General features: G+C 72.5%; 24 protein-coding genes. 8 read left to right on the top strand and 16 right to left on the bottom strand.

Annotated elements, in window-relative coordinates:
- Positions 1 to 132: 132 nt before the first annotated feature.
- From mshC to HD597_RS11785, 5 genes are read right to left on the bottom strand one after another with little or no spacing between them, the layout of a single operon-like run.
- Positions 133 to 1,359 carry a cysteine--1-D-myo-inosityl 2-amino-2-deoxy-alpha-D-glucopyranoside ligase gene (gene mshC, locus HD597_RS11805; protein ID WP_253742055.1) on the bottom strand — a complete coding sequence of 409 codons (1,227 nt, stop codon included), beginning with the start codon at positions 1,357 to 1,359 and terminating at the stop codon, positions 133 to 135.
- Between the two features lie 10 nt (positions 1,360 to 1,369).
- Positions 1,370 to 2,023, bottom strand: coding sequence for an NRDE family protein (locus HD597_RS11800; protein WP_253742054.1), 654 nt, complete (start codon positions 2,021 to 2,023; stop codon positions 1,370 to 1,372).
- A gap of 32 nt (positions 2,024 to 2,055) precedes the next feature.
- On the bottom strand, positions 2,056 to 2,823 hold the full coding sequence (locus tag HD597_RS11795; protein WP_253742053.1) for an SCO1664 family protein: 768 nt from the start codon (positions 2,821 to 2,823) through the stop codon (positions 2,056 to 2,058).
- The gene (locus tag HD597_RS11790) at positions 2,820 to 3,368 is read right to left on the bottom strand and encodes a DUF3090 domain-containing protein (RefSeq protein WP_253742052.1); all 549 of its coding nucleotides are present in this window, start codon (positions 3,366 to 3,368) and stop codon (positions 2,820 to 2,822) included. The genes HD597_RS11795 and HD597_RS11790 overlap by 4 nt, the downstream gene beginning before the upstream one ends.
- A gap of 9 nt (positions 3,369 to 3,377) precedes the next feature.
- Positions 3,378 to 4,064 carry an MSMEG_4193 family putative phosphomutase gene (locus HD597_RS11785; protein WP_253742051.1) on the bottom strand — a complete coding sequence of 229 codons (687 nt, stop codon included), beginning with the start codon at positions 4,062 to 4,064 and terminating at the stop codon, positions 3,378 to 3,380.
- A 64-nt stretch (positions 4,065 to 4,128) separates the two neighbouring features.
- On the opposite strand from HD597_RS11785, the gene HD597_RS11780 reads away from it, so the two are divergent.
- The 4 genes from HD597_RS11780 (at position 4,129) to HD597_RS11765 (ending at position 7,055) form a co-directional block, all read left to right on the top strand.
- Positions 4,129 to 5,076: an aldo/keto reductase gene (locus HD597_RS11780; protein WP_253742050.1), complete on the top strand. Its 948-nt coding sequence runs from the start codon at positions 4,129 to 4,131 to the stop codon at positions 5,074 to 5,076.
- 148 nt (positions 5,077 to 5,224) lie between these two features.
- On the top strand, positions 5,225 to 6,073 hold the full coding sequence (locus HD597_RS11775) for a hypothetical protein (protein ID WP_253742049.1): 849 nt from the start codon (positions 5,225 to 5,227) through the stop codon (positions 6,071 to 6,073).
- A gap of 121 nt (positions 6,074 to 6,194) precedes the next feature.
- The gene (locus HD597_RS11770; protein ID WP_253742048.1) at positions 6,195 to 6,611 is read left to right on the top strand and encodes a hypothetical protein; all 417 of its coding nucleotides are present in this window, start codon (positions 6,195 to 6,197) and stop codon (positions 6,609 to 6,611) included.
- Between the two features lie 87 nt (positions 6,612 to 6,698).
- Positions 6,699 to 7,055 (top strand): STAS domain-containing protein, encoded by a 357-nt coding sequence (locus HD597_RS11765; protein ID WP_253742047.1) that lies wholly within the window; start codon positions 6,699 to 6,701, stop codon positions 7,053 to 7,055.
- A gap of 5 nt (positions 7,056 to 7,060) precedes the next feature.
- On the opposite strand, the gene HD597_RS11760 is transcribed toward HD597_RS11765, so the two are convergent.
- From HD597_RS11760 to HD597_RS11750, 3 genes are all read right to left on the bottom strand, one after another.
- Entirely contained in the window at positions 7,061 to 8,374 is a 1,314-nt protein-coding gene (locus HD597_RS11760; RefSeq protein WP_253742046.1) for a cobalamin B12-binding domain-containing protein, read from the bottom strand.
- A 585-nt stretch (positions 8,375 to 8,959) separates the two neighbouring features.
- On the bottom strand, positions 8,960 to 9,724 hold the full coding sequence (gene fabI / locus HD597_RS11755) for an enoyl-ACP reductase FabI (protein WP_253742045.1): 765 nt from the start codon (positions 9,722 to 9,724) through the stop codon (positions 8,960 to 8,962).
- A 1-nt stretch (position 9,725) separates the two neighbouring features.
- Positions 9,726 to 10,421 (bottom strand): beta-ketoacyl-ACP reductase, encoded by a 696-nt coding sequence (locus HD597_RS11750; protein ID WP_253742044.1) that lies wholly within the window; start codon positions 10,419 to 10,421, stop codon positions 9,726 to 9,728.
- A gap of 77 nt (positions 10,422 to 10,498) precedes the next feature.
- Here HD597_RS11750 and HD597_RS11745 point away from each other — a divergent pair, with 77 nt between their 5' ends.
- Both HD597_RS11745 and HD597_RS11740 read left to right on the top strand, forming a co-directional pair.
- Complete coding sequence (locus tag HD597_RS11745; protein ID WP_253742043.1) at positions 10,499 to 11,992, top strand: TldD/PmbA family protein; 1,494 nt, start codon at positions 10,499 to 10,501, stop codon at positions 11,990 to 11,992.
- A gap of 14 nt (positions 11,993 to 12,006) precedes the next feature.
- Entirely contained in the window at positions 12,007 to 13,368 is a 1,362-nt protein-coding gene (locus HD597_RS11740) for a metallopeptidase TldD-related protein (protein WP_253759316.1), read from the top strand.
- Between the two features lie 118 nt (positions 13,369 to 13,486).
- Here the strand turns inward: HD597_RS11740 and HD597_RS11735 are convergent, their stop codons facing one another.
- Positions 13,487 to 14,083 (bottom strand): arsenate reductase/protein-tyrosine-phosphatase family protein, encoded by a 597-nt coding sequence (locus HD597_RS11735; RefSeq protein ID WP_253742042.1) that lies wholly within the window; start codon positions 14,081 to 14,083, stop codon positions 13,487 to 13,489.
- 223 nt (positions 14,084 to 14,306) lie between these two features.
- Complete coding sequence (locus tag HD597_RS11730; RefSeq protein WP_253742041.1) at positions 14,307 to 14,519, bottom strand: dodecin; 213 nt, start codon at positions 14,517 to 14,519, stop codon at positions 14,307 to 14,309.
- Between the two features lie 99 nt (positions 14,520 to 14,618).
- Between HD597_RS11730 and HD597_RS11725 the strand changes: the two genes are divergently transcribed.
- Complete coding sequence (locus tag HD597_RS11725) at positions 14,619 to 14,933, top strand: DUF3099 domain-containing protein (protein WP_253742040.1); 315 nt, start codon at positions 14,619 to 14,621, stop codon at positions 14,931 to 14,933.
- Between the two features lie 302 nt (positions 14,934 to 15,235).
- On the opposite strand, the gene HD597_RS11720 is transcribed toward HD597_RS11725, so the two are convergent.
- The 3 genes from HD597_RS11720 to HD597_RS11710 form a co-directional block, all read right to left on the bottom strand.
- Positions 15,236 to 15,493: a DUF6457 domain-containing protein gene (locus tag HD597_RS11720; protein ID WP_253742039.1), complete on the bottom strand. Its 258-nt coding sequence runs from the start codon at positions 15,491 to 15,493 to the stop codon at positions 15,236 to 15,238.
- Between the two features lie 103 nt (positions 15,494 to 15,596).
- Positions 15,597 to 16,586, bottom strand: coding sequence for a GTP 3',8-cyclase MoaA (moaA, locus tag HD597_RS11715; RefSeq protein WP_253742038.1), 990 nt, complete (start codon positions 16,584 to 16,586; stop codon positions 15,597 to 15,599).
- A 161-nt stretch (positions 16,587 to 16,747) separates the two neighbouring features.
- Complete coding sequence (locus HD597_RS11710; RefSeq protein WP_253742037.1) at positions 16,748 to 17,113, bottom strand: winged helix-turn-helix transcriptional regulator; 366 nt, start codon at positions 17,111 to 17,113, stop codon at positions 16,748 to 16,750.
- A 60-nt stretch (positions 17,114 to 17,173) separates the two neighbouring features.
- Here HD597_RS11710 and HD597_RS11705 point away from each other — a divergent pair, with 60 nt between their 5' ends.
- Positions 17,174 to 17,872: an NAD(P)-dependent oxidoreductase gene (locus HD597_RS11705; RefSeq protein ID WP_253742036.1), complete on the top strand. Its 699-nt coding sequence runs from the start codon at positions 17,174 to 17,176 to the stop codon at positions 17,870 to 17,872.
- Between the two features lie 59 nt (positions 17,873 to 17,931).
- On the opposite strand, the gene HD597_RS11700 is transcribed toward HD597_RS11705, so the two are convergent.
- The 3 genes from HD597_RS11700 to HD597_RS11690 form a co-directional block, all read right to left on the bottom strand.
- The gene (locus tag HD597_RS11700) at positions 17,932 to 18,420 is read right to left on the bottom strand and encodes a hypothetical protein (RefSeq protein WP_253742035.1); all 489 of its coding nucleotides are present in this window, start codon (positions 18,418 to 18,420) and stop codon (positions 17,932 to 17,934) included.
- Between the two features lie 148 nt (positions 18,421 to 18,568).
- Positions 18,569 to 20,011, bottom strand: a complete 1,443-nt coding sequence (locus HD597_RS11695) for a hypothetical protein (protein ID WP_253742034.1) — start codon at positions 20,009 to 20,011, stop codon at positions 18,569 to 18,571.
- A 67-nt stretch (positions 20,012 to 20,078) separates the two neighbouring features.
- Positions 20,079 to 21,920: an AMP-dependent synthetase/ligase gene (locus HD597_RS11690; RefSeq protein ID WP_253742033.1), complete on the bottom strand. Its 1,842-nt coding sequence runs from the start codon at positions 21,918 to 21,920 to the stop codon at positions 20,079 to 20,081.
- Between the last annotated feature and the right edge of the window lie 64 nt (positions 21,921 to 21,984).

Raw genomic sequence — 21,984 nt, 5'->3', positions numbered from 1 at the left:
TGCCTCCGCAACGAAGAAAGCGGCCGCCCTGGTCGGGCGGCCGCTCGGGTGAGGGGCGGGTCTCTCGTGACCCGCCCCTGACAGGCGGGGTGTGGGGATCGTGGCCGAGCCGGGGACCGGCCCCCGACCGGATCAGCGGAGGGCGACTCCCAGGAGGGCGTCGGCGAGGTCGCGGACGAGGCCGGGGGCCGACTCGTCCAGGCCGCCGCCCGCGAGGGCCTGCTCGGCCCAGGCGTCCACGGCGGCCAGCGCGCCCGGAGAGTCGAGGTCGTCGGCCAGCCGCTCGCGCACCTTCGCCAGCAGCTCGCCGGCGGGCGGCCCCGCCGCGAGCGCGGCGGCCGAGCGCCACAGCTCCAGCCGCCGCTCGGCCCGCTCCATCAGCTCCGGCACGTACTCCCAGTCGGCCCGGTAGTGGTGGGCCAGCAGCACGAGCCTGATCGCCATCGGGTCGTGCTCGCGGCGCAGCCTGGAGACGAAGACCAGGTTGCCCTTGGACTTCGACATCTTCTCGCCGTCGAGCGCCACCATGCCGGCGTGCGTGTAGAACTTCGCGAACGGCCACTCGCCGGTCGCGGCGTGCCCCTCGGAGGCGCCGCACTCGTGGTGCGGGAAGATCAGGTCGGAGCCGCCGCCGGCCACGTCGTAGCCGGCGCCCAGGTGGTCGAGGGCGATCGCGGTGCACTCGATGTGCCAGCCCGGACGGCCCCGGCCCAGCGGCGAGTCCCAGGCCGGCTCGCCGGGCCGCTCGGCCCGCCACAGCAGCCAGTCGAGCGGGTCGCGCTTGCCCTCCCGGCCGGGGTCGCCGCCGCGCTCGGCGAACAGGGCCAGCATCTCCTGCTCGCTGTAGCCGGACACCTGGCCGAACTTGGGGGCGTCGGCCACGCTGAAGTAGACGTCGCCGTCGAGGTCGTAGGTGACGCCCTTGGCGGCCAGCTCGGCGATCAGCTCAGCCACCTGGCCGACGACCTCGGTGACGCCGACGTACTCGCGGGGCGGCACGATCCGCAGCGCCTCCATGTCGCCGCGGAACAGCTCGATCTCCCGCTCGGCCAGCTCCTGCCAGTCGATGCCGGTCTGGGTGGCCCGCTCCAGCAACGGGTCGTCCACGTCGGTGGCGTTCTGCGTGTAGTGCACCTCGTGGCCGGCGTCGCGCCACACCCGGCCGACGAGGTCGAAGGCGTGGTAGGTGTTGGCGTGGCCGAGGTGGGTGGCGTCGTAAGGGGTGATGCCGCAGACGTACATCCTGGCGGTGGGGCCGGGGTCGGTCTGCCGCACCTGCTTGGCCGAGGTGTCGTAGAGACTGAGCGGAATGCTCTCACCTGGGAGTCTGGGAACGTTCGGGGCAGACCACGATCTCATGCCTTTGAGCCTATCCGTCCCGATCGGCGGTCAGGTCGGTGAAGTCGTAGGTCACGCCTTCCCGCGCGATCGCGACCTCCATCACCGACAGGGAGGCGAAGACGCGGCCGTCGGGCAGCTCGTGCCGGACGATGAGCGCCCCGGGGTCGCAGGACGGCTCGGCCGTGATCAGCTCGCCCCATCGCTCGGAGTCCCTGAAGCGGGGCAGGTACGCGACGACCCGCTCGCTGTCGGGGTCGAGGCCGGTGTTGACGACCATGCTGGTGCCCTGGGGCAGCTCCGACACGGCCGCGCGCTCGCCGTCCCAGCTCAGCAGCCGCACCCGCGACAGGCCGGCCAGCACGAGGTGGAAGGGGTCGTAGTCGCCCAGCCCGGCCTCGGCGGGGAGCTCCCCCGTGTACGCGGCCCGCAGCGCCAGGTCGCCCCGCGAGACCCTGGTCCTGTCGTCGGCGGCCCGGCCGCGGCCGTTGAGCAGCGCCGCCGCGCGCCGGCCCGCCGGGTCGACCGCCAGCCAGGTGCCGCCGGCCTTGAGGTCACGCCCCCCGATCACGCCTGGATACTCGGGCCAGTGCTCCCCCGGCCCTTCCCAGGGCCGGTCGGTGAGCTCGTCCCGGACGCCCATGAGGCTCAGCCGCCGCCCGGTTCTCACGATCAGCGTGCACATGGGCAAAGGGTATTAAACGGCTCCCCGGTCTTTCATATGGGGGGCCAGGGTATGGCCGGCCAGCCCTCTGACGGGTACGGATGCACGCCGGTGTCGAGCAGCCGCCTGACCCGCTGCCAGGTGGCCTCCACCTCCGCCAGCGTCAGCAGCTCGCGCAGCCTGCGCCCGAGCGAGCCCGACTCGATGTCGCGCTCCAGCTTGGCCAGCACCGCCACCGCCTCGCGGGCCAGCGGCTTGCCGCGCCACTGCCACAGGACCGTGCGGAGTTTGTCCTCCACGGAGAAGCAGACGCCGTGGTCGACGCCGTACACGTGGCCCGTGGGCAGCGGCAGCAGGTGCCCGCCCTTGCGGTCGGCGTTGTTGACCACCGCGTCGAAGACCGCCATCCGCCGCACGACCGGGTTGCGGCTCTTGACCAGCCGCATGAGGTCGATCTCGCGCTCGGTGTCGATCCAGAGCTGGCACATGCCGGGGCCGAAGGGCCCGTCGCGGTAGACGGTGGGCGGGACGATGCGCCAGCCGGTGGCCTGGGAGACCTCGAACGCGGCCACCTCGCGGGCGGCGAGGGTGCCGTCGGGGAAGTCCCACAGGGGGCGCTCGCCGCGTACGGGCTTGTAGACGCACGCCGCCGATCTGTCGCCCAGCTTGACCGAGCAGTAGAGCGTCATGTTGGTCGCCTCGACGAGGCGGCCCGCGACCTCCAGCGTGCCGTCGCGCAGCAGGGCGAGCGCGTCCTCGTCATGCAGGGACGGCGGAGGGGAGGGGGGCTTGATGGCCGGTTCGCTCTCGGGAGCGGTCATGAAGCCGCCTCACCCCCGCGATAGCCGTTGAGACGGACGCAGACGTGACCGGCGGCGTCGAGCGGCTGCCCGCACAGAGGGCACGGCGGTCGGCCCGCCGCGACGATCTGGAGGGCCCGCTGGGTGAACGCGCGGGCCGCGCCGGCGCTGATGCGCACGCGCAGCACCGCGGGATCGGGCCTGTCGAGATCGTCCTCGTCGATGACCTCCTGCGCCTCTATCACCACCTGCGCCTTCTCGGCATCCCAGGTCAGCGCCATGGTGCCGACGCGGAAGTCCTCCGCGACCGGCGTGTCGAGAGGAGCGTCGTCGGACAGGTCGGACGGGGCCAGTGCGGGCACCTGGGCGGTGCCCCCGCTGAGCCGCAGCACCTCGTCGAGCAGCTCGTCGAGCCTGCCCGCGAGCGCGGCGACCTGCAACTTCTCCAGCGCCACCGTGGTCAGTCTGCCCTCGGCCCTGGCCTGCAGAAAAAAGACCCGCGCGCCCGGCTGCCCCAAGGCACCGGCGACGAACCTCTCTGGTGGGTCGTAGTCGAAGACCGGCATAGCCTGACCTTACGTGGTTCCGGGTCCGCCGCCGACGGCGGCATCGCTCCCGGTGATGTTTTCTCCCCCGTCTTTCTCCTCCGAATCCTCAGGAAGCCGCAATTCCCCCATATCGTTGAGCCTGAGAACAAAGGGACGCAAGGGGGCATAGCGAATGACGGTGAGCGCCGCCGGATCGGCCGTTATCCGCTGAAACTGATCGAGGTGAAGGCCCAGGGCGTCCGCGACGATCGCCTTGATCACGTCGCCGTGGCTGCAAACCAGGTAGACACCCTTACTCCCGAGGGTTCGATTCCACTCCCGGACCGCCGCGACGGCCCGCTGCTGCATCGCGGCCAGCGACTCCCCCCCGGGGAACGTCACCGCGCTCGGATGCGCCTGCACCACCTGCCACAACGGCTCCTTCGCGAGCTCGGCCAGGGGCCGCCCGGTCCACTCCCCGTAACCGCACTCGATGAACCGGTCGTCGACCCGCACGTCCGTTTCCCGGCCTTGAGCGACCGCTTCCGCCGTTTCCCGGCAGCGCTCCAGCGGACTGGAGACAATGGCGTCGAGCCTGACGCCCGCGACGCGCCCGGCGAGCGCGGCGGCCTGCGCCCTTCCCGCCTCGCTCAGATGCACCCCCGGGGTGCGGCCGGCCAGCACCGGCCCGGTGAGGTCCGTCAGCCCGTGCCGGGCCAGAAGCAGCGTGGTCATCCAGCAAGTGTCGCAGGCGTCGATCACAACGTTTCATCGGCCTGGACGGTAACCTGGCGGGATCATGGAGCAGCGCTATGTCGGCCACAGCGGCCTGTCGGTGTCCCGACTGGGGCTCGGCACGATGACCTGGGGTCGTGACACCGACGCGGACGACGCCGCGGCCCAGCTGCGCACGTTCATGGACGCGGGCGGCACCCTGGTCGACACGGCCGACGTCTACACCGGCGGCGACGCCGAGCGGCTGCTGGGGCGGATGCTGCGCGACTCGGTGCCGCGCGCGGAGCTGGTGATCTCCACCAAGGCCGTCGTGACGCCGGCGGGCCGCCGCCCGCGCGACGCCTCCAGGCGCCACCTGATCGCCGCGGTGGACGACTCGCTCAACCGGCTCGGGCTCGACTACGTCGACCTGTGGCAGCTGCACACCTACGACGCCGAGGTGCCCCTGGAGGAGACCCTGGCCGCGCTCGACGCCATCGTCTCCTCCGGGCGCGCCGTCTACGCGGGCGTCTGCGACTACACCGGCTGGCAGCTCGCCACCGCCGCCGTGACGCAGAAGATGATCCCGGGCCGCATCCCGATCACCTCGGCCCAGGCCGAGTACTCCCTGCTGGCCCGCGAGCCGGAGCGCGAGCTGCTGCCCGCCGCCGCGCACCTGGGGGTGGGCGTGCTGGCCTGGTCGCCGCTGGGGCGGGGGGTGCTCACGGGCAAGTACCGCACCGGCATCCCGGGCGACTCGCGCGCCGCCACCCCGCACTTCGCCGACTTCGTCCGCCCCTATCTGGACGAGCGCAGCAGGAGGGTCGTGGAGTCCGTGATGACAGCCGCCGACGGGCTGGGCGTGTCGCCCCTGGCCGTGGCCCTGTCGTGGGTGCGGGACCAGCCCTGCGTGGCCTCCGCCATCGTGGGAGCCCGTACGCACGCGCAGTTGAAGGGCGTCCTGCCCGCCGAGGACGTCGTCCTGCCGATAGAGATCCGCGAGGCCCTCGATGACGTGTCGTCCCTCGACTGACCGGCCGCGCGAGCGCCGCGACATGGAACGAGAGACCTTCTCGCGTATCACTACTCGATACCGAATCGCAACTTTACCCGGCAAACGCCTGCGTCCGGCGGCCGGAGTCCATAAAGATTTCCCCCGGAAGCGACGCAGGAGGGGACGGATGGGGAGCAGGACCGCGATCTCGGCTGGAGTTCTCGCGGTGGCGCTGGTGGCCGTCCCGGTGGGTGCGCCTGCCGCCTCGGCCGCCGCCCAGGACTGCACGCGCGACGGGGGCCTGCTCTCGGGGGTGACCAACACGCTGTGCGACGTGGTGGAGGCCGTCACCGGCACCGTCGACACGCTGACCGGCGGCGCCACCGACCCGGTGACCGACGGCGTGGACAAGGTCACCGACGAGGTGCTCGGCCGGGTCGGTGAGGCGGCGCCCACCACCAGGGCCACCCCCTCCACGACCTCCCCCGTCAGACCGTCCACCACCTCGCCCGCCACGCCGAGGCCCAGCAGGACGGGGCTGGTGCCGGAGACGCTCGGCGAGGTGTGCCTGCCGGTGCTCGCGTGCGAGGGCCAGGACACCACCGGCCGGCCGTCCGCCCGATCCACGCCCTCGGCCACGCCGACGGAGGTCCGTACGGGGCGGGGCTGGGAGAGCGACGCCTCGGCCGCCCCGTCCGTGCCCCGCACCACTCCCCCCCAGAGCCGGCCGCAGACCGTCGGCACGGGCACGCCGGTCGAGGAGAAGAAGACCGCCCACGCGGAGGAGCCCCGGGTCGACCTGCTGTGGCCGAACCCGTTCGTGCACGAGCTCGCGGTGCCCATGCAGGACCAGCGGGTGGTACGGCCCACCCCGCCCGCCTCCGACGTGCTGGGGACGGCGCTGACGATCGCGCTGCTGGGCTCGGCGGTGCTGGCCACCCGGATCGTGCAGCAGCGGCGGCAGCGCACGGAGCCCACGGAGTCGATCCCGTTCGAGCCGGCGCGGGCCGGGAACGGGCGGCACCGCCTGGCGTGACGCGATGTGTTGCATCGGACACGATGAGGTCTATCGTGGTGATCGGGCGCGCCGATGGTCCCGATGGCGGAGTGATGAGGTCACCGCCGCTGTGGGGGGCGCACTCGTGGGAGGAGCCGCCATGTCCGCCCTGGAGCACCCTTCGCTGGACCGCCACGGACGGCCTGACACGCGGCCGGAAGTGAGCGGGGGGTTCCTGCGGCTGGCGAAGGCGGCGGCCGAGCGGGCCGCACGAGCCGCGGAGCGGGCCCGCCGGGCGGACGTCCGGTTGCGGCACCTGCGAGCCGGCCTGCCGCCCGCCCGCCTCGGCTCCGGCCCCGTTCCCGTGCCGTTGCGGGCCGAGCTCGACCGGTCCCTGAGCTACCACGTCCTGATCGCCGTGCACGAACGGGCGGCGCGCCACTTCGAGGCGCTGGCGGAGCGCGGCTTCGGCGACACCGCCCGCCACCGCGAACGTGCCGCCTGGCACGGCGCCGCCGCCTCGCGGGCCCGCGAGGCCGGGGCCGCCTGGGCGGCCTCGTTCCGCGCCTCCTCCTGATCTTCTGCTCCGCCGGATGAAAGTCGCCTCAGCGGGCAGGGTGGAGTCACCCCCATCCATGCCGAGACAGTGGAACGATCAGGGGTCGTGGCGGAACGCCGGGATGTTCCGGACTTCAGACGCGCCTGGGCGATCATCGCCCTGAGCGGAAGCCTTGACGACGCCACCGTGGACCAGGTCGAGCAGGAGATCCAGCAACTGAGCGGCCAGGGAGCGCGGCTGATCGTCGACGTGAGCGAGCTGCACTTCCTCGACGACTTCGGGGTGGACATGCTGGTGCTGCTCGCTCACCACATGCGGCGGCAGGGCGGCCTGATGGCGCTGGCCGACCGGCGCGGCCACGTCCGGCAGGTGCTGGGGGAGGCCGGGCTGGAGGACCTGCTGCCGCTGTTCGGCAGCGTGGCCGAGGCCGTGCGCGGCCTGGAGGGCGAGGCCTCCGGCTGAGCGCCTCAGAACGGATGCCCCGGCTTGGCCCTGCCGTGCTCGCGGCGCAGCACCTCCTGCCCCCGCTCCACCGTCTCCAGCGCCCGCGGGCAGCCCTTCAGCCCGGCGGCGATCAGGTCCAGGGCCGGGAGGAGGGTCTCCTCCGGTACGCCGCGGGCGGTGAGCACGCCCGCCATCCAGAGGAGGAACCGGGAGAACAGGACGGGGTCGCCCACGTACGACGAGATCGCCAGGTGGTCGAGGAGGTGGGTGATGTCCTCTCTGGTGTGTTCGAGCTGCCGGTCGTTGTAGGCGGCCATCGCGGGGATCCGCTCCCCCAGCCGCCACATCACGGAGTCGACCAGGCTCTGCGTCATTCCGATGAGATGGCCGTACTCCTGGTCGGGTGGAGCCTGCTGCCCTCCGCTTCCCACACCGCCCGGCCCGGCACCCTGCCCGGCACCCTGCCCGGCACCCTGACCCGCGCCCGGCTCGGCCCCCTGCCCAGCGCCCTGACCCGCGCCTGGCTCGGCTCCCTGCCCGGCAATCGGCTCGGGCCCCTGACCGGCGACCGGGCCGACGGTGCTTCGCCCGGGAGTGGCTGTGCCCGCACTGGTGTCCAGCCCGTCGGATGCCCGGCCGTCCGGAGTTCGGCCGTCGGGAGTTCTGCCTGCGGTGCCCGGCAGGCGCGTGTACGGAGGGCCGTCGCTCAGGCGCTCGGCCGTACGCCGCCCGTCCGGGGCCCAGCCGTCGGCGCCCAGCAGACGCGCGTACCGGCCGTCAGCGCCGAAGGCGGCGCCGCCCGCCAGCACCGGCCTGCCCACCTGGCGGCAGGCCGCGATGGCCTGGTGGGCGGCCGGCAGCCGCGTGGGCAGCGACGCCGACAACAGCACCACGTCCGTGCCCGACTCGCGCGCGTGGATGGGCAGGAACGGGGTTGGCACGTGCGGGCCCAGGTAGTCGACCCGCCAGCCGTCCAGGCGCAGCACCTCGGCCAGCAGCCGGGCCGGGAAGGCATGCCACTCGCCGTCCACGCACGCCACCGCGGCCCGTCCCTTGCCACCGGCGTGGCGGGCGCGCGCGGCCGGGTGCCGGGCCGCGGCGGCCAGCACCCGCTCGCTCACGGCGGTCACGATGTGCTCCTGGGCGACGGTCACAGCGTTGGCGGCCCAGGCGTCCCCGACCCGCAGCTGGACGGGCGCCAGCACGTTCAGAAGCAGCTCCTCCACGGGGAGGCCGTCGTCGAGCGCCGCCAGCGCGACATCGGCCGCGCCGTGGTCGTCTCCGTCCAGGGCCGCGGTCCAGATCCGGCCTCTGAGGTCTTCGAGGTTGTCCGCCATGCGGGCGCCTCCTCGTCACGGACGACTCCAGGCCAACATCGCGCGCCGGGAAGCCGCGGTCAAGCCACCTCCCCCGACCCGACGTGAACGCCACCCGCCTCACCCCGTCCGCGCGCCGGTGCATGGCACAGCACGGCCGTGGGCAGTGGTCCGGCCGTGGCCGTGCATGGCGCGGCGCAGCATGGCGGTATGCGCGGGTGCGTGGCGGGCGTGGCGTGGACGCTGCCTGGCACGGCGGTGCGTGGCTGGCACGGCACGGCGAGGGGCACGGCGAGGGGCACGGCGAGGGGCACGGCGGTGCGGCGATGCATGCGCCGCTGGACTGGGCCGGCGTCACGGACCGCCGCGTCGCCTCGGGCATCGCCGTGCCGGGCGCCGGCCGTGGGTACGGCCGGGCCGGCCGTCGCCGCCTCACCGGGGCCGTACGCCCGCAGGTGATCGTTGGCACGCCGACGGCCCACGATGCGCACGTAGCGGCGCCCGGCCCCGTGAACCGGAGGAGCGTTTTCCTGGACGGGGCCCGGCCATGTGCGGCGGGTGGCGTGCCGTTGGCTGTGCCGTAAGGGATGAAGCTACGAAAGGGGGTCAGCCACCGATGGCGTGGGCGCCGCCGTCCACGTGGACGATGTCGCCGGTGGTGGCGGGGAACCAGTCGGACATCAGGGCCACGCAGGCGCGGGCCGCCGGCAACATGTCGGTCAGGTCCCACCCCAGCGGCGCCCGGTCCGGCCAGCTGTCCTCGAACTCCTTGAAGCCCGGGATGGACTTGGCCGCCATCGTGCGCAGCGGGCCCGCCGCCACGAGGTTGACGCGGATGTTGTGCTTGCCCAGGTCGCGTGCCAGGTAGCGGTTGCAGGACTCCAGGCCGGCCTTGGCGACGCCCATCCAGTCGTAGACCGGCCACGCCTTGGAGGCGTCGAAGTCGAGGCCGACCACCGCGCCGCCCTCCTTCATGAGCGGCAGGCAGGCCACGGCCAGGGACTTGTACGAGAACGTCGACACCTGCAGCGCCGTGGCGACGTCCTCCCAGGAGGTGTTGAGGAAGTTTCCGCCCAGGGCGCTCTGCGGGGCGAAGCCGATCGAGTGCACGACGCCGTCGAGGCCGTCGACGTGCTCGCCCACGCGGGCGGCGAGGGTGTCGAGGTGCTCGTTGTTCTGGACGTCGAGCTCCAGGACGGGCGCCGGGGAGGGCAGGCGCTTGGCGATGCGCTCCACGAGGCTGAGGCGGCCGAAGCCGGTCAGGACGACGGTGGCGCCCTCCTGCTGGGCCAGCTTGGCCACCGAGAACGCGATGGAGGCGTCGGTCAGGACACCGGTCACCAGGATGCGCTTGCCTTCGAGAATGCCCATGTCAGTGCCCCATTCCGAGTCCGCCGTCGACGGGGATCACGGCCCCGGTGATGTAGGAGGCGTCGTCGCTCGACAGGAAGCGGACGACGCGCGCGATCTCCTCGGGGGCAGCCTGCCGCCCGAGGGGGATGTTGGCCAGGATCGCCTCCTGGTCGAGCTCGGCCGTCATGTCGGTGGCGACGAAGCCGGGCGAGACGACGTTGACCGTGATGTTGCGCGAGCCGTACTCGCGGGCCAGGGAGCGGGCGAAGCCGACGAGGCCGGCCTTGGAGGCGGCGTAGTTGGCCTGGCCCGCCTGACCGGACAGGCCGACGACGGAGGAGATGAGGATGATCCGGCCGCGCTTGAGCCGCATCATGGGCCTGATGGCCCGCTTGGCGACGCGGTAGGCGCCGGTGAGGTTGGCGTCGATGACGTCGGTGAAGGTCTCCTCCTTCATCATCGCCAGCAGGGTGTCCTTGGTGATGCCGGCGTTGGAGACCAGGACCTCGACCGGGCCGTGCTCGGCCTCGGCCTTGTCGAAGGCGGCCTCGACGTCGGCGGTGCTGGTGACGTCGCAGCGCACGCCGAACAGGCCCTCGGGCGGCTCCCCCGATCGGTAGGTGACCGCGACGGCGTCGCCTGCCGCGGCGAGTTCACGGGCGATCGCGAGGCCTATGCCGCGATTGCCCCCGGTGACGAGTACAGAGCGTGCCATGAGACCTGACGCTATCTCGTACCGGCGAGTTTCGGCTTGTCCGGGTGGTACAAGATCACAGGGTTAGGATCGTGGACATGCGCCAGATCGACCCCGATTTCCTGGAGCTGCCTCTGCGGCAGCTGGCGGACGCCGCCCTGCAACGTGCTCGCGAGCTCGGCGCGCAGCACGCCGACTTCCGGCTCGAACGCGTCAGAGCGGAGACGCTGAGCCTCTACGACACCCGGCTCGAAGGCGCCATGGACGCCGACGATCTGGGCTACGCCGTCCGGGTCGTCAAGGACGGCACCTGGGGGTTCGCCGCCGGCATCCACCTGACGCCCGAGGCCGCCGCCGTGGTGGCCGAGCAGGCGGTGCGGGTGGCGGAGGTGAGCGCCCCGATCAACCGGGAGCCCATCGAGCTGGCCGCGGAGCCGGTGCACGCCGACGCCGTGTGGGTGTCGGCCTACGACGTGGACCCGTTCGAGGTGCCCGCGGCCGACAAGGTGAGCCTGCTGGCAGAGTGGTCGGCCGGGCTGCTGAAGGGCGCCGACCACGTGTCGGCGCGGCTGCTGCAGGTCAAGGAGCAGAAGTTCTACGCCGACACGGCCGGCTCGGTGACCACGCAGCAGCGGGTGCGCGTGTATCCGAAGCTCAACGCCATGAAGGCGACCGGGAGCGGCTTCGACGACATGTCGACGATCGCGCCGCCGGTCGGCCGCGGCTACGAGTACCTGACCGGCACGGGCTGGGACTGGCAGGGCGAGCTGGCCAGGCTGCCGGAGCTGCTGGCGGAGAAGCTGGCCGCGCCGTCGGTCGAGGCGGGCGACTACGACCTGGTGATCGACCCGTCCAATCTGTGGCTGACGATCCACGAGTCGATCGGCCACGCCACGGAGCTGGACCGGGCGCTCGGCTACGAGGCGGCCTACGCGGGCACCAGCTTCGCCACGTTCGACCAGCTCGGAGAGCTGGTCTACGGCTCGCCGGCGATGAACGTGACGGGCGACCGCACCGTCACCCACGGCCTGGCCACGATCGGGTACGACGACGAGGGCGTGCAGGGCCAGAGCTTCGACATCGTCAGGGACGGCATCCTGGTCGGCTACCAGCTCGACCGGCGGATGGCGCTGATGAAGGACCTCGGCCGCTCCAACGGGTGCGCCTTCGCCGACTCGCCCGGCCACATGCCGATCCAGCGCATGGCGAACGTGTCGCTGGCGGCGGCGCCCGGCGGGCCCTCGACGGAGGAGCTGATCGCGGGCGTGGAACGCGGCATCTACATCGTCGGCGACAAGAGCTGGTCGATCGACATGCAGCGCTACAACTTCCAGTTCACCGGGCAGCGGGCGTACCGGATCTCGCACGGGAAGCTGGACGGGCAGGTCAGGGACTTCGCCTACCAGGCGACCACGACGGACTTCTGGCAGTCGATGGAGGCGGTCGGCGGGCCCGGGACGTACGTGCTGGGCGGGGCGTTCAACTGCGGCAAGGGGCAGCCGGGGCAGGTCGCGCCGGTCAGCCACGGGTGCCCGTCGGCGCTGTTCAGGGGCGTGCGGATCCTCAACACCGTGCAGGAGGGCGGGAAGTGACAACTCCTCAGGAGATGGTGGAGAGGACTCTGGAGCTCTCCGGCAACGACGGCTGCGTGGTGCTCGTGGACGAGGGCTCCACGGCGAACCTGCGGTTCGCGGGCAACACGCTGACCACGAACGGCGTCGCCCGCTCCGCCCGGCTGACCGTGATCTCGATCGCGGGGCAGGGCGTGGGCGTGGTGTCGCGGGCGGCCGTACGCGACGACCAGCTCGCCGACGTGGTGGCGGCGGCCGACGCGGCGGCCCGCGACGCGCAGCCGGCCGAGGACGCCCGCGCGCTCGTCGAGGCCGGCCCCGCCTCGCCGCACTGGGAGGAGGAGGTGCGGCCGACCGACATCGGGGTGTTCGAGGGGTTCGCGCCGGCGCTGGGCGAGGCGTTCGCGGCGGCCGAGGCGGGCGGCAGGAGGCTGTACGGGTTCGCGGAGCACTCGCTGACCTCGACGTTCCTCGGCACCTCCACGGGCGTGCGGCTGCGGCACGACCAGCCGACCGGACGGCTGGAGCTGAACGCCAAGTCGGGCGACCTGAAGCGGTCGGCGTGGACGGGCGTGTCCACGGAGAACTTCGCGGACGTCGACGTGGCGGCGCTCGGCTCCTCGCTGGCGCAGCGGCTGGAGTGGGCCAAGACGCGGGTCGACCTGCCGGCCGGCCGGTACGAGACGCTGCTGCCGCCGAGCGCGGTGGCCGACCTGATGATCTACCTGTTCTGGTCGTCGGGGGCGCGGGACGCGCTGGACGGGCGCTCGGTGTTCGCCAAGCCCGGCGGGGGCACGCGCGTGGGCGAGCAGCTCGCCACGCTGCCCGTCTCGCTGTCGAGCGATCCGGGGGCGGCGGGCATCGCCTGCGCGCCGTTCGTGACGGCGCACGCCTCCAGCAGGGAGAGCTCGGTGTTCGACAACGGGCTGCCGCTGGAGCGCACCGACTGGATCAGGGACGGGCGGCTGGAGGCGCTGATGCAGACCCGCTACTCGGCCGAGCTGAGCGGGCTGCCGGTGACGCCCGGCGTCGACAACCTCATCATGTCCGGGCCGGCGGGCGGGCCGGCGCCGTCGCTGGAGGAGATGATCGCCTCCACGCGGCGAGGGCTGCTGGTGACCTGCCTGTGGTACATCCGCGAGGTGGACCCGCAGACGCTGCTGCTGACCGGGCTGACCCGCGACGGGGTGTACCTGGTGGAGCACGGTGAGGTCGTGGGCGAGGTGAACAACTTCCGGTTCAACGAGAGCCCGGTCGACCTGCTGGGGCGGCTGGCGGAGGTGGGCGGGAGCACGCAGACGCTGCCGCGCGAGTGGAACGACTACTTCCAGCGGACCATCATGCCGGCGGTCCGGGTGCCGGACTTCAACATGTCCACGGTGAGCCAGGCGAGCTGATTCCGCCTCGTGCCCGGTCGCCAGGCGGCCGGGCACGCCGGCTGTGCGGCGCGCTCCGGGCTTTTCAGCGCTTGGAGGGCTTCCGTGGCCTCCGGGCCCTCGGGCGGCCTTCCATGGGTCAGCGGGGGCCCAGCAGGGCGGCCAGGGCGTGGCTGAGGGACTCTCCGAGCGTCTTGGCGCACACCTCGTAGCCCTCCGGCGGGCCGCCGTACGGGTCGTACACCTCCAGGGGCCGCCGCTCGGCGCGGCGCTCGGCGGCCGACCGCACGATCGCCCTGGCCCGGTCCACCGTGTCGGAGCGGTAGCGGCGCTGGCCCGCGCCCGCCGCGAGGTGGGCGAACTCGGGCAGCGTGAACGTCTTGGCCGCCGCCCGCGGGTCCAGGCGGACGGCGATCGCGCGGTGCGCGTCCTCCATGGTGAGCAGCAGGTCGGACGAGCTGATCAGGTCGTGGTCCAGCAGCCTGGCCCGGTGGGCCCTGCCGTTCAGGCCCAGGCGGTCGAGGGCGGTGACCGCGTGCGGGGCCATGGGGTGGCCGACCATCGCCCGTACGCCCGCGCTGCCCGTGGTCACGGGCAGGGCCGCGGAGTGGAGCATCGCCTGGGCGATCACCTCGGCCATGGCGGAGCGGCAGATGTTGGCCGTGCAGACGAGCAGGATGCGGAACTCGCCTCGTCCGGGTGCCGCGTCGCTCGCGGCGGGAGGAATGGCCGTCATGTGCGCTCCCCGTGGGTCAAGGCCAATCTAACCGCTCAGGGCCCGCCGGGCGCGGCGGTTCTCACAGCGGCCCCCAGGGCGCCCGGGGCCGGCCGTCGGGGGGCCCGCACGGGGAACTGCTGGGCCGCCGCATGGGAAGGTGCTGGGCGGCGCGTGGAGGAGGCGCTGGGCGTGCGGCGGGCGCGGCCCCCGCCAAGGCCGCCGCACGCCGTGCCCGGCGGCTTCAGGAGTCCTCTAGGCGGAAGCCCACCTTCATGCCGACCTGGTAGTGCGCGATCTCCCCCGCGTCGATGTGCCCCCGGATCTCCGTCACCTCGAACCAGTCGAGGTGACGCAGCGTCTGCGAGGCCCTCATGATGCCGTTGCGGATGGCCTGGTCGAGGCTCTCCCCCGAGGTGCCGACGATCTCCGTGACCCGGTACGTGCGATCCGTCATCTCCACATCCTCCTTACTCGAAGGCCATGATCGCATGACCCCCGCGCCCGCGCCGGGCTGCCGTCGCCACCGGGTCCTCCTGGGGCTACCGTGGAAGGTATGAAGGGGTGGCGCAGGAAACCAGCCGTCCACCAGGTCACCGACGCCCAGCCGTCGCTGACCGCGGACATCCGTAAGCGTGAGATCAGCTACCTCATCAAGATGGGGATCCGCACGATCTGCCTGATCCTGGCGGTCGTGGTGCCGGTGCCGTGGCCGTACCGGCTGCTGTTCATCGCCGCTGCGGTCTTTTTGCCATACATAGCGGTAATCGGGGCCAATGAGAGGTCCAACGGTGCCCCACCGCCTACCTTTCAGTCCCCTGAAGCTAACCAAAGCGAGATACCGCTGCATCGACGCGAGATCGGGTCGTGACTAAGTCTTGACGCATCCCACGGGTTGTAGGTGTACGCTTTAGCCAAGCGCTCCGGTCCCCCGTCGGAGTGCTGGTGCCGGCGTTCCGGGCCCCCGTCGGAACGCCGATGAAGCGACGCCGGGTGGTTTGCCCCCGTAACCACCCGGCGTCGCCCTTTTCCCGGCCAGTTCTGGATCAGTGCGCGCCGGCGCCGCAGTCGGATAGGGCGGCTTTCCCGAAATCGTTTACACGCGCCCTCGCCTCGTTATTCACAGGAAATCTTCAGGCGGGGCGCGCTTGACTTCAAGAGTTCGTTCGAGTGTCAGCCGTCTGTAAGCGTCTCAGTGGTCGCTTGGCCCCAGTTCTTCGCCAATGTGGTCAGGCGGGCCACGGCGTCCTCGGGCGCGGTGCCCGCGCCCTGAGCGAGGCCGAGCAGGTACGCCGTCAGCGGCGCGGCGGGCCTGGCGACGCCGTGGGCGACCTCCTTGGTCAGGTCGAGTATCTGGTCGCGGTCCACGGTGGCCGGGTCGATCCCCAGCTCCTTGCAGGCCAGCGCGGTCCATTCGTTGAGCACGTGCATGCGAGCCTCCTCCAGGTCGTCCATTGTGTCGCAGCCGCGCCACGGATGGCCGGGCTGTGCTGGGAGCGGGCGTGTCCGGGCGCGCCGGATCCGTCCGAAGCGGTCAGCCGCCGATGGCGGACATGGGGCGGGACGGCTGCAGGAACGACGGGTCGTCGATGCCGTGGCCGGCCCGCTTGCGCAACACCGCCGCCATCCACCGCTCGGCCAGCTCCTCGTCGGAGGCGCCGCCGCGCATCGCCGTCTTCAGGTCGGACTCCTCGGTGGCGAACAGGCAGTTGCGGACCTGGCCGTCGGCGGTCAGCCTGACCCGGTCGCACGCTCCGCAGAACGGCCGCGTCACCGAGCCGATCACCCCGACCCTGGCGGGGCCGCCGTCCACGAGGAACCGCTCGGCGGGGGCGCTGCCGCGCTCCTCCAGGTCGTCGGGGGTCAGGTCGAAGGAGGCCGACAGGAGCTTGAGGATCTCGTCGGCGGTGACCATGTCCTCGCGGCTCCAGCCGTGCTGGGCGTCGAGCGGCATCTGCTCGATGAAGCGCAGCTCGTACCCCTGGTCGAGGCACCAGCGCAGCAGCGGGACGGCCTCGTGGTCGTTGATGCCGCGCATCAGCACGGCGTTCACCTTGACGGGGCGCAGGCCCGCGGCGTCGGCGGCGGCCAGCCCGGCGATCACGTCGGCGTGCCTGTCGCGGTGCGCGAGCCGCTTGAACGTGGCGGCGTCGAGGGTGTCGAGGGAGACGTTCACCCGGTCCAGCCCCGCGGCGGCCAGCGGCCCGGCGAGGCGGGCCAGGCCGATGCCGTTCGTGGTCAGGGAGACCTGGGGCCTGGGGGTCAGCGTGGTGGTGCGGCCGACGATGTCCACCAGCTCACGCCGGAGCAGGGGCTCGCCGCCGGTGTAGCGCACCTCGGTGATGCCGAGGCGTTCGACGCCGATCGTCACCAGGCGGACGATCTCGTCGGCCGTCAGGAGCTTGGCGCTCGGAAGCCAGTCGAGACCCTCGGGTGGCATGCAGTACGTGCAGCGCAGGTTGCACTTGTCCGTGAGGGACACCCGCAGATCCGTCGCCACCCGTCCGAACGAGTCTCGCAACATGGGGCGTCACCTCCTGTTCGCTCACCCAGGGGGCCAGACTACGACGGGTGTCGGCCCACCCCCAAAATCCGCCGCTTCACCGCACGACAACACATTCTTCCCTAGATCGATTCCGGCCTCACGCCCGGAGGGGGCGGGGCGGTCCCGGGCGTGCCGCCGGGTCACGAGGCGGCGAACCAGGCGTCGCGGGCGCGCATCAGCTCGGACAGGTGCTTGCGGGACCACTCGCAGCCGGCGTTCATCGGCTCGATGAGGCTGCGGCCGAGCTCCGTGAGCTCGTACTCGACGCGCGGCGGGATCTCGTCGTACGCGGTGCGGGTGAGCAGGCCGTCGCGTTCCATGGCGCGCAGCGACTCGGTGAGCACCTTCGGGGTGATGCCGCGCAGCGGGGCCTGGAGCTCGGTGAAACGGCGCGGCCCCCGCTCCAGGCAGCGGATGATCTTGGCGGTCCATTTGTCGCCGACGCGGATCGGCGCGGCGACCGGCGGGCAGCCGGTGAACATGTCCGGATCGAGTGGCTCTGCCATGGCGCCATCGTAGGTAACTATCGTTGCGGTAAGCGACGTCCCGCCCTCTACCGTCTGCGCATGGGCGGCCGGACGGACCGGCCGCCGGTCAGTGGCGTGGTGGAGGCAGCGGTGAGCAGGATCGTGGTGTTCGGGGCCGGCGGGCGGGCCGGGACGCGGGTGGTCGCGGAGGCGGCCGGGCGCGGGCACGAGGTGACGGCCGTGGTGCGCGATCCCGGCAGGCACCCGGAGCTGGGCGGCGCGGGGGTGAAGGTGGTCACGGGGGACGTCACCGACGGCGGCAGCGTGGCGGCGGTGGCCGCGGGCCACGACGTGGCGCTGCAGGTGGCGGCGCGGCTGGACCTGCCGTCGGAGGAGTTCTACGCCGCCGCCACGCGGGCGCTGGTGGACGGGCTGGGGCGGGCCGGGGTGCCGCGCCTGGTGGCGCTGGGCATCGGGAGCCTGCTGGAGGTCTCCCCCGGCGTGCGGCTCATCGACACTCCCGGTTTCCCGGCCGAGGCGCGGGCGTTCTCGCTGGGGCACGCGGCCGAGCTGGAGCTGCTGGAGGCGTCGGCGCTCGACTGGGTGGTGATCGCGCCGCCGCCCGTCTTCCTGGACGCGGAGGCGGCCAGGACGGGACGGTACCGGTTCGGGGACGGGCGGGTGCCGGAGGCCGGGGAGGGGGATCCGGCGTTCTCGTACGCGGATCTGGCGGTGGCCCTGGTGGACGAGGCGGAGGCCGCCGGGCACCGGAGGGTCCAGGTGGCCGTCTCCTACTGAGGTGCCCTGGCATGGCGAACGCCCGGCCGGTGCGGCCGGGCGTTCGAGGTGGCGGCTCGTCAGTGACGGCCGATGACCTTCACCCAGTCCGTGCCCTCCGAGGGGGCCAGGTGCCCGCTGCCCTCGAAGACCGCGCGCCACGTGCCCGACTCGCGGGCGGGCACCCGCAGGCCGAAGTAGCCCCTGCCGCTGGTGCGGACGGTGTCCACGTGCTCCCAGCGGCCGCCGCGGTCCGCCCGGAAGAGGATCACGACGCGCTTGTGCGCCAGGCGGTGCCAGCGCTCCTGCTTCTTGCAGTGGTCGGCGTGGTGCACCGAGACGAAGCCGCTGATGTAGTCCTCGTCGCACTGCACGGAGAGCTTGCCCTCGATGGAGAGGGGCTTGCCGCGCCAGGCGGGCTCGGGGTTCACGTCGAGCTTGAGGCTGGTGTGGCCGCCGGCGACATCCGGGTCGAGGCCCGGGTCGTCCGCGAGCGCGGGCGAGGCGGCGGTGGCCACCACGGTCGCGCCCAGGGCCGCAGCCGCCAGGCCGGCGGCTAGACGTCGCATCTTCAAAACAGAAATCCTTCCCCGTCCGAATGGACGCACCCGGACGGGCACGTCAAATGCCAATGACGCGTATGGGTAAGGAAAAGTTGCGACAAAGTTGATCACATTTCCGCAACGGCGGACGGCCCGCCCATCCAGAGCGATGACCTTATGTGACCTGTTGCGTTATTTGTCGGGATTTTGAGAGATCGGGCGCGTAGTGCCCGGTTCCGGAGTAGCGCACGCGCCAGTATCCCTCCGTACGGCCGGGCACCGAGCCGACGAACGCGCCCGCCGCGTCCGTCATCACCTGGCCCACCGGCTGCCAGGCCGAGGACTCGTCAGGACGCCACAGGACCTCCAGGCGCTGCTTGGCGAACGGGCCGTAGTCCGTGAGGCCGCGCGGGTCGACGCGGGTCAGCGAGCCGCGCAGCCGGACGCCGTCCGTGCGGGCCGACCTCTCCGCCCGCACGGCGGTCAGCCTGGTCTCGCGCTTGAGCTCGAACGAGGCGTACTGGGTGATCGTCCGCCCGTTCGCACCCCTGGCGGTGGCGGTGATCGTCCAGGTGCCCGCCGGGTAGAAGCGGTTGAGCTTCTTGTCCGGCAGGAAGCGCCAGGTCTGCCAGTCGTCCGTCATGCGCGCCGCTCCCCCGGCGAGGCCGCCCGGAGGGGTTCCCTGCGCCAGGCGCCACACCAGGCGAGGAAGCGGCATCGGGCGGTTCCCGGTGACGCCCTCCTTGGGGGCGGCGGCCGAGCCTGAGTAGTGGTCGATCAGGGGTCGCGTGCCGGGCGGCAGTGCCTGCTCCGCGTCGTCCTGCGGCGCCGCGCCGCCGGCGGGGCCGGGGCTCGCGACGATCGCGGGTGCCGCCGCCGACGCCTTCACGGGGGTGAGCGCCCCGTTCTGGGCCGCGGGGGCCTGGTCGGGCAGCACGGCCGGTCCCAGCACGGGCAGCGCGGCGGTCGCCTTGCCCGGCTGCTGGGCGGGCGCCAGAGCGGACCCACCGCCCTGGACGGATCCGCCGCCCTGGACGGATCCGCCGCCCTGCATGGACCCGCCGCCCTGGGCGGGCGCCTGGACCGGAGCCTGGGCGGGCGTTTCCACCGGCCCCTGAGCAGGCCCCTGAGCAGGCCCCTGAACGGGGGCCTGGGCAGGCGGCTTGGCGGGCGCGTGCGCGGGCGGCCGGGCAGGTGACTGCGCCGGCGGCTGCTCGGGCTGGTAAGGGGGCTGGTGGGCGGGCGGCTGTGCGGGTTGCGGTCCGGGTTGCTGTGCGGGTTGCTGGACAGGCGCGTGGCCGGGGTGCTGGGCGGGCGGGCGGACAGGCGGCCGGACGGGCGAGCCCCCGGGCGGGGCCACCACGACGGGCCGGGGCTCGGGAGCCTGGGCGGGCGGCGCGCCGGGCTCGACCTTGACGGTGACACCGTCCTTGCCGCGCACCACCCCCTTGGCGATCACGTCGATCACCAGGCGGACGGACCCCTGCGCCCCGACCACGGGAGCCGCTGGGCGTACGGTGATGGCACGGATGGCGGGCTCGATCGCGGCGGAGGCAGCCGGTGCGGGCACCGTGAGCGACCCCGCCGCGAGCGAGACGAGAAGAACACTTCTGGTCATGATCGAGACGGTAGGAACCGTCCGGTAATGGACCCGACCACAACACACGCCCCGAATGGCAAAAACCTCACCCGGGCTGGCCGTAGAGCCCTTCGATGATGTCGGCGTACTTGGTGTGGATGATCCGCCGCTTCAGCTTCAGGCTGGGGGTCAGCTCCTCGGTCTCGGCCGTCCACTCCACGCCGAGCAGCGCCCACTTCTTCACCTGCTGCACCCTGGCCAGCCTGGCGTTGGCGGCCCGCACGGCGGAGTCCACCTCCGCCAGCACGTCAGGGTGCTCGGCCAGCTCCGCCAGCGAGCCGAACGTGATGCCGCGCGCCTGTGCCCAGCCCGGCGCCACCTCGGCGTCCAGCGTCAGCACAGCCACCGGGTGCGGCCGGTTGTCGCCGTAGGCGAGAGCCTGGCCGATGAGGCTGTGCTGCTTGAGGTGGTTCTCGATCTCGGCGGGTGAGATGTTCTCGCCGCCCGCGGTGATGATCAGCTCCTTCTTGCGGTCCACGACCCGGTAGAAGCCGTCGTCGTCGACTGTGCCGATGTCGCCGGTGTGCAGCCAGCCGTCGGCGTCGACGAGCTCGGCGGTGGCCTCGGGACGGTTGAGGTAGCCGGCGGTGTTGAGGGGGCTGCGGGTGAGGATCTCACCGTCGCCGGCGATGCGGATCTCGACGCCGGGCTCGGCCCTGCCGACGGTGCCCAGGCGGTAGCAGGCGGGGCTGTTGCCGGTGAAGGCGCCGGTCGTCTCCGTCATGCCGTACACGTCGATGACCTTGAGGCCGAGGCCGGCGTAGAAGTGCTGCACCTCGTCGGGCAGCGGCGCGGCGCCGGTGGCGGTCCATTCCGCGCGGTCGAAGCCGATCATGCCGCGGATGATCGACAGCAGCGAGGCGTCGGCCTTGTCGTAGGCGGCCTGGATCTCGGGGGTGATCGTGTGGCCGTACTGGCCGGCCTCGACGTACGCGGCGCCGGCCGCCATGGCCTCGCGTACGGCGGCCTGCTGCTCCTCGGGCTGGGTGGCGAGGACGGCGAGCAGGCGGGCCATCATCTTCTCCCACACGCGCGGCACGCCGAAGAACATCATCGGCCTGACCTGCCCGAGCGTGGTGCCCAGGTTGGCCAGGTCGGTGCAGAAGTGCACGTGGGAGACCTTGACCAGGGGCAGGTAGAGGCTGAGGATGCGCTCGGCGATGTGCGCGTAGGTGAGGTAGGAGATCTGGGTGCCGCGCGTGGGCAGCGAGGTGAGGCGGTCGGTGGCGGCGACCTCGTAGAAGATGTTCGCGTGGGTGAGGGGCACGCCCTTGGGGGTGCCGGTGGTGCCCGAGGTGTACAGGACGGTGGCGACGTCGCCGGGGGTGACGGCGCGCCAGCGGGCCTCGACCTGGCCGGGGTCGGCGGCCAGGCGCTCGCGGCCGAGGGCGAGGAAGTCGGCCCAGCTCATGAACCGGTCGCCGGCCGGCGCCTCCTCCAGCATGATGATCCTTCGCAGGCCGTCCAGCCGGTCGAGCACCGGCTCCCAGCGGGCCAGGTCGGCGGGGCCGCCGAGCACCGCGTACCTGGCTCCCACGTTGTCGGCCACGAAGGCGATCTGGTCGGGCGCGAACGTCGAGTAGACCGTGCAGCCGACACCGCCCGCGTGCACCGCGCCGAGATCGGCCAGGACGTGCTCACTGCGGTTGATCATCATGAGGGCCACGGCCTCGCCGGGCTCGAGCCCGAGCGCGACGAACGCGGCGGCGATCTCCAGGACCCGCTCGCGCGCCTGCCCGTAACTCAGCGTGCTCCAGCCCTCCCCTTCGGGGTCGGAGTAGGCGGGTGCGTCGTGGTGTTGTTCGGCCGCCAGCCGGAGCTGTTCACACACGGTACGGCCGGAGATCTGCCGCTCGATCTCGGCCCGGACTTCGAGGACTTCGCCCATGGCACCCGCCTCCAGTCAGTAATCACTTGCATGATTGGCATGCATCGCACCACACCCCCGGGAC

It is taken from the genome of Nonomuraea thailandensis, assembly GCF_024172165.1.
Classification (GTDB): domain Bacteria; phylum Actinomycetota; class Actinomycetes; order Streptosporangiales; family Streptosporangiaceae; genus Nonomuraea; species Nonomuraea thailandensis.
The sequence above is the reverse complement of the archived record's forward strand: the minus strand, read 5'-3'. Positions and strand labels throughout refer to the sequence as shown.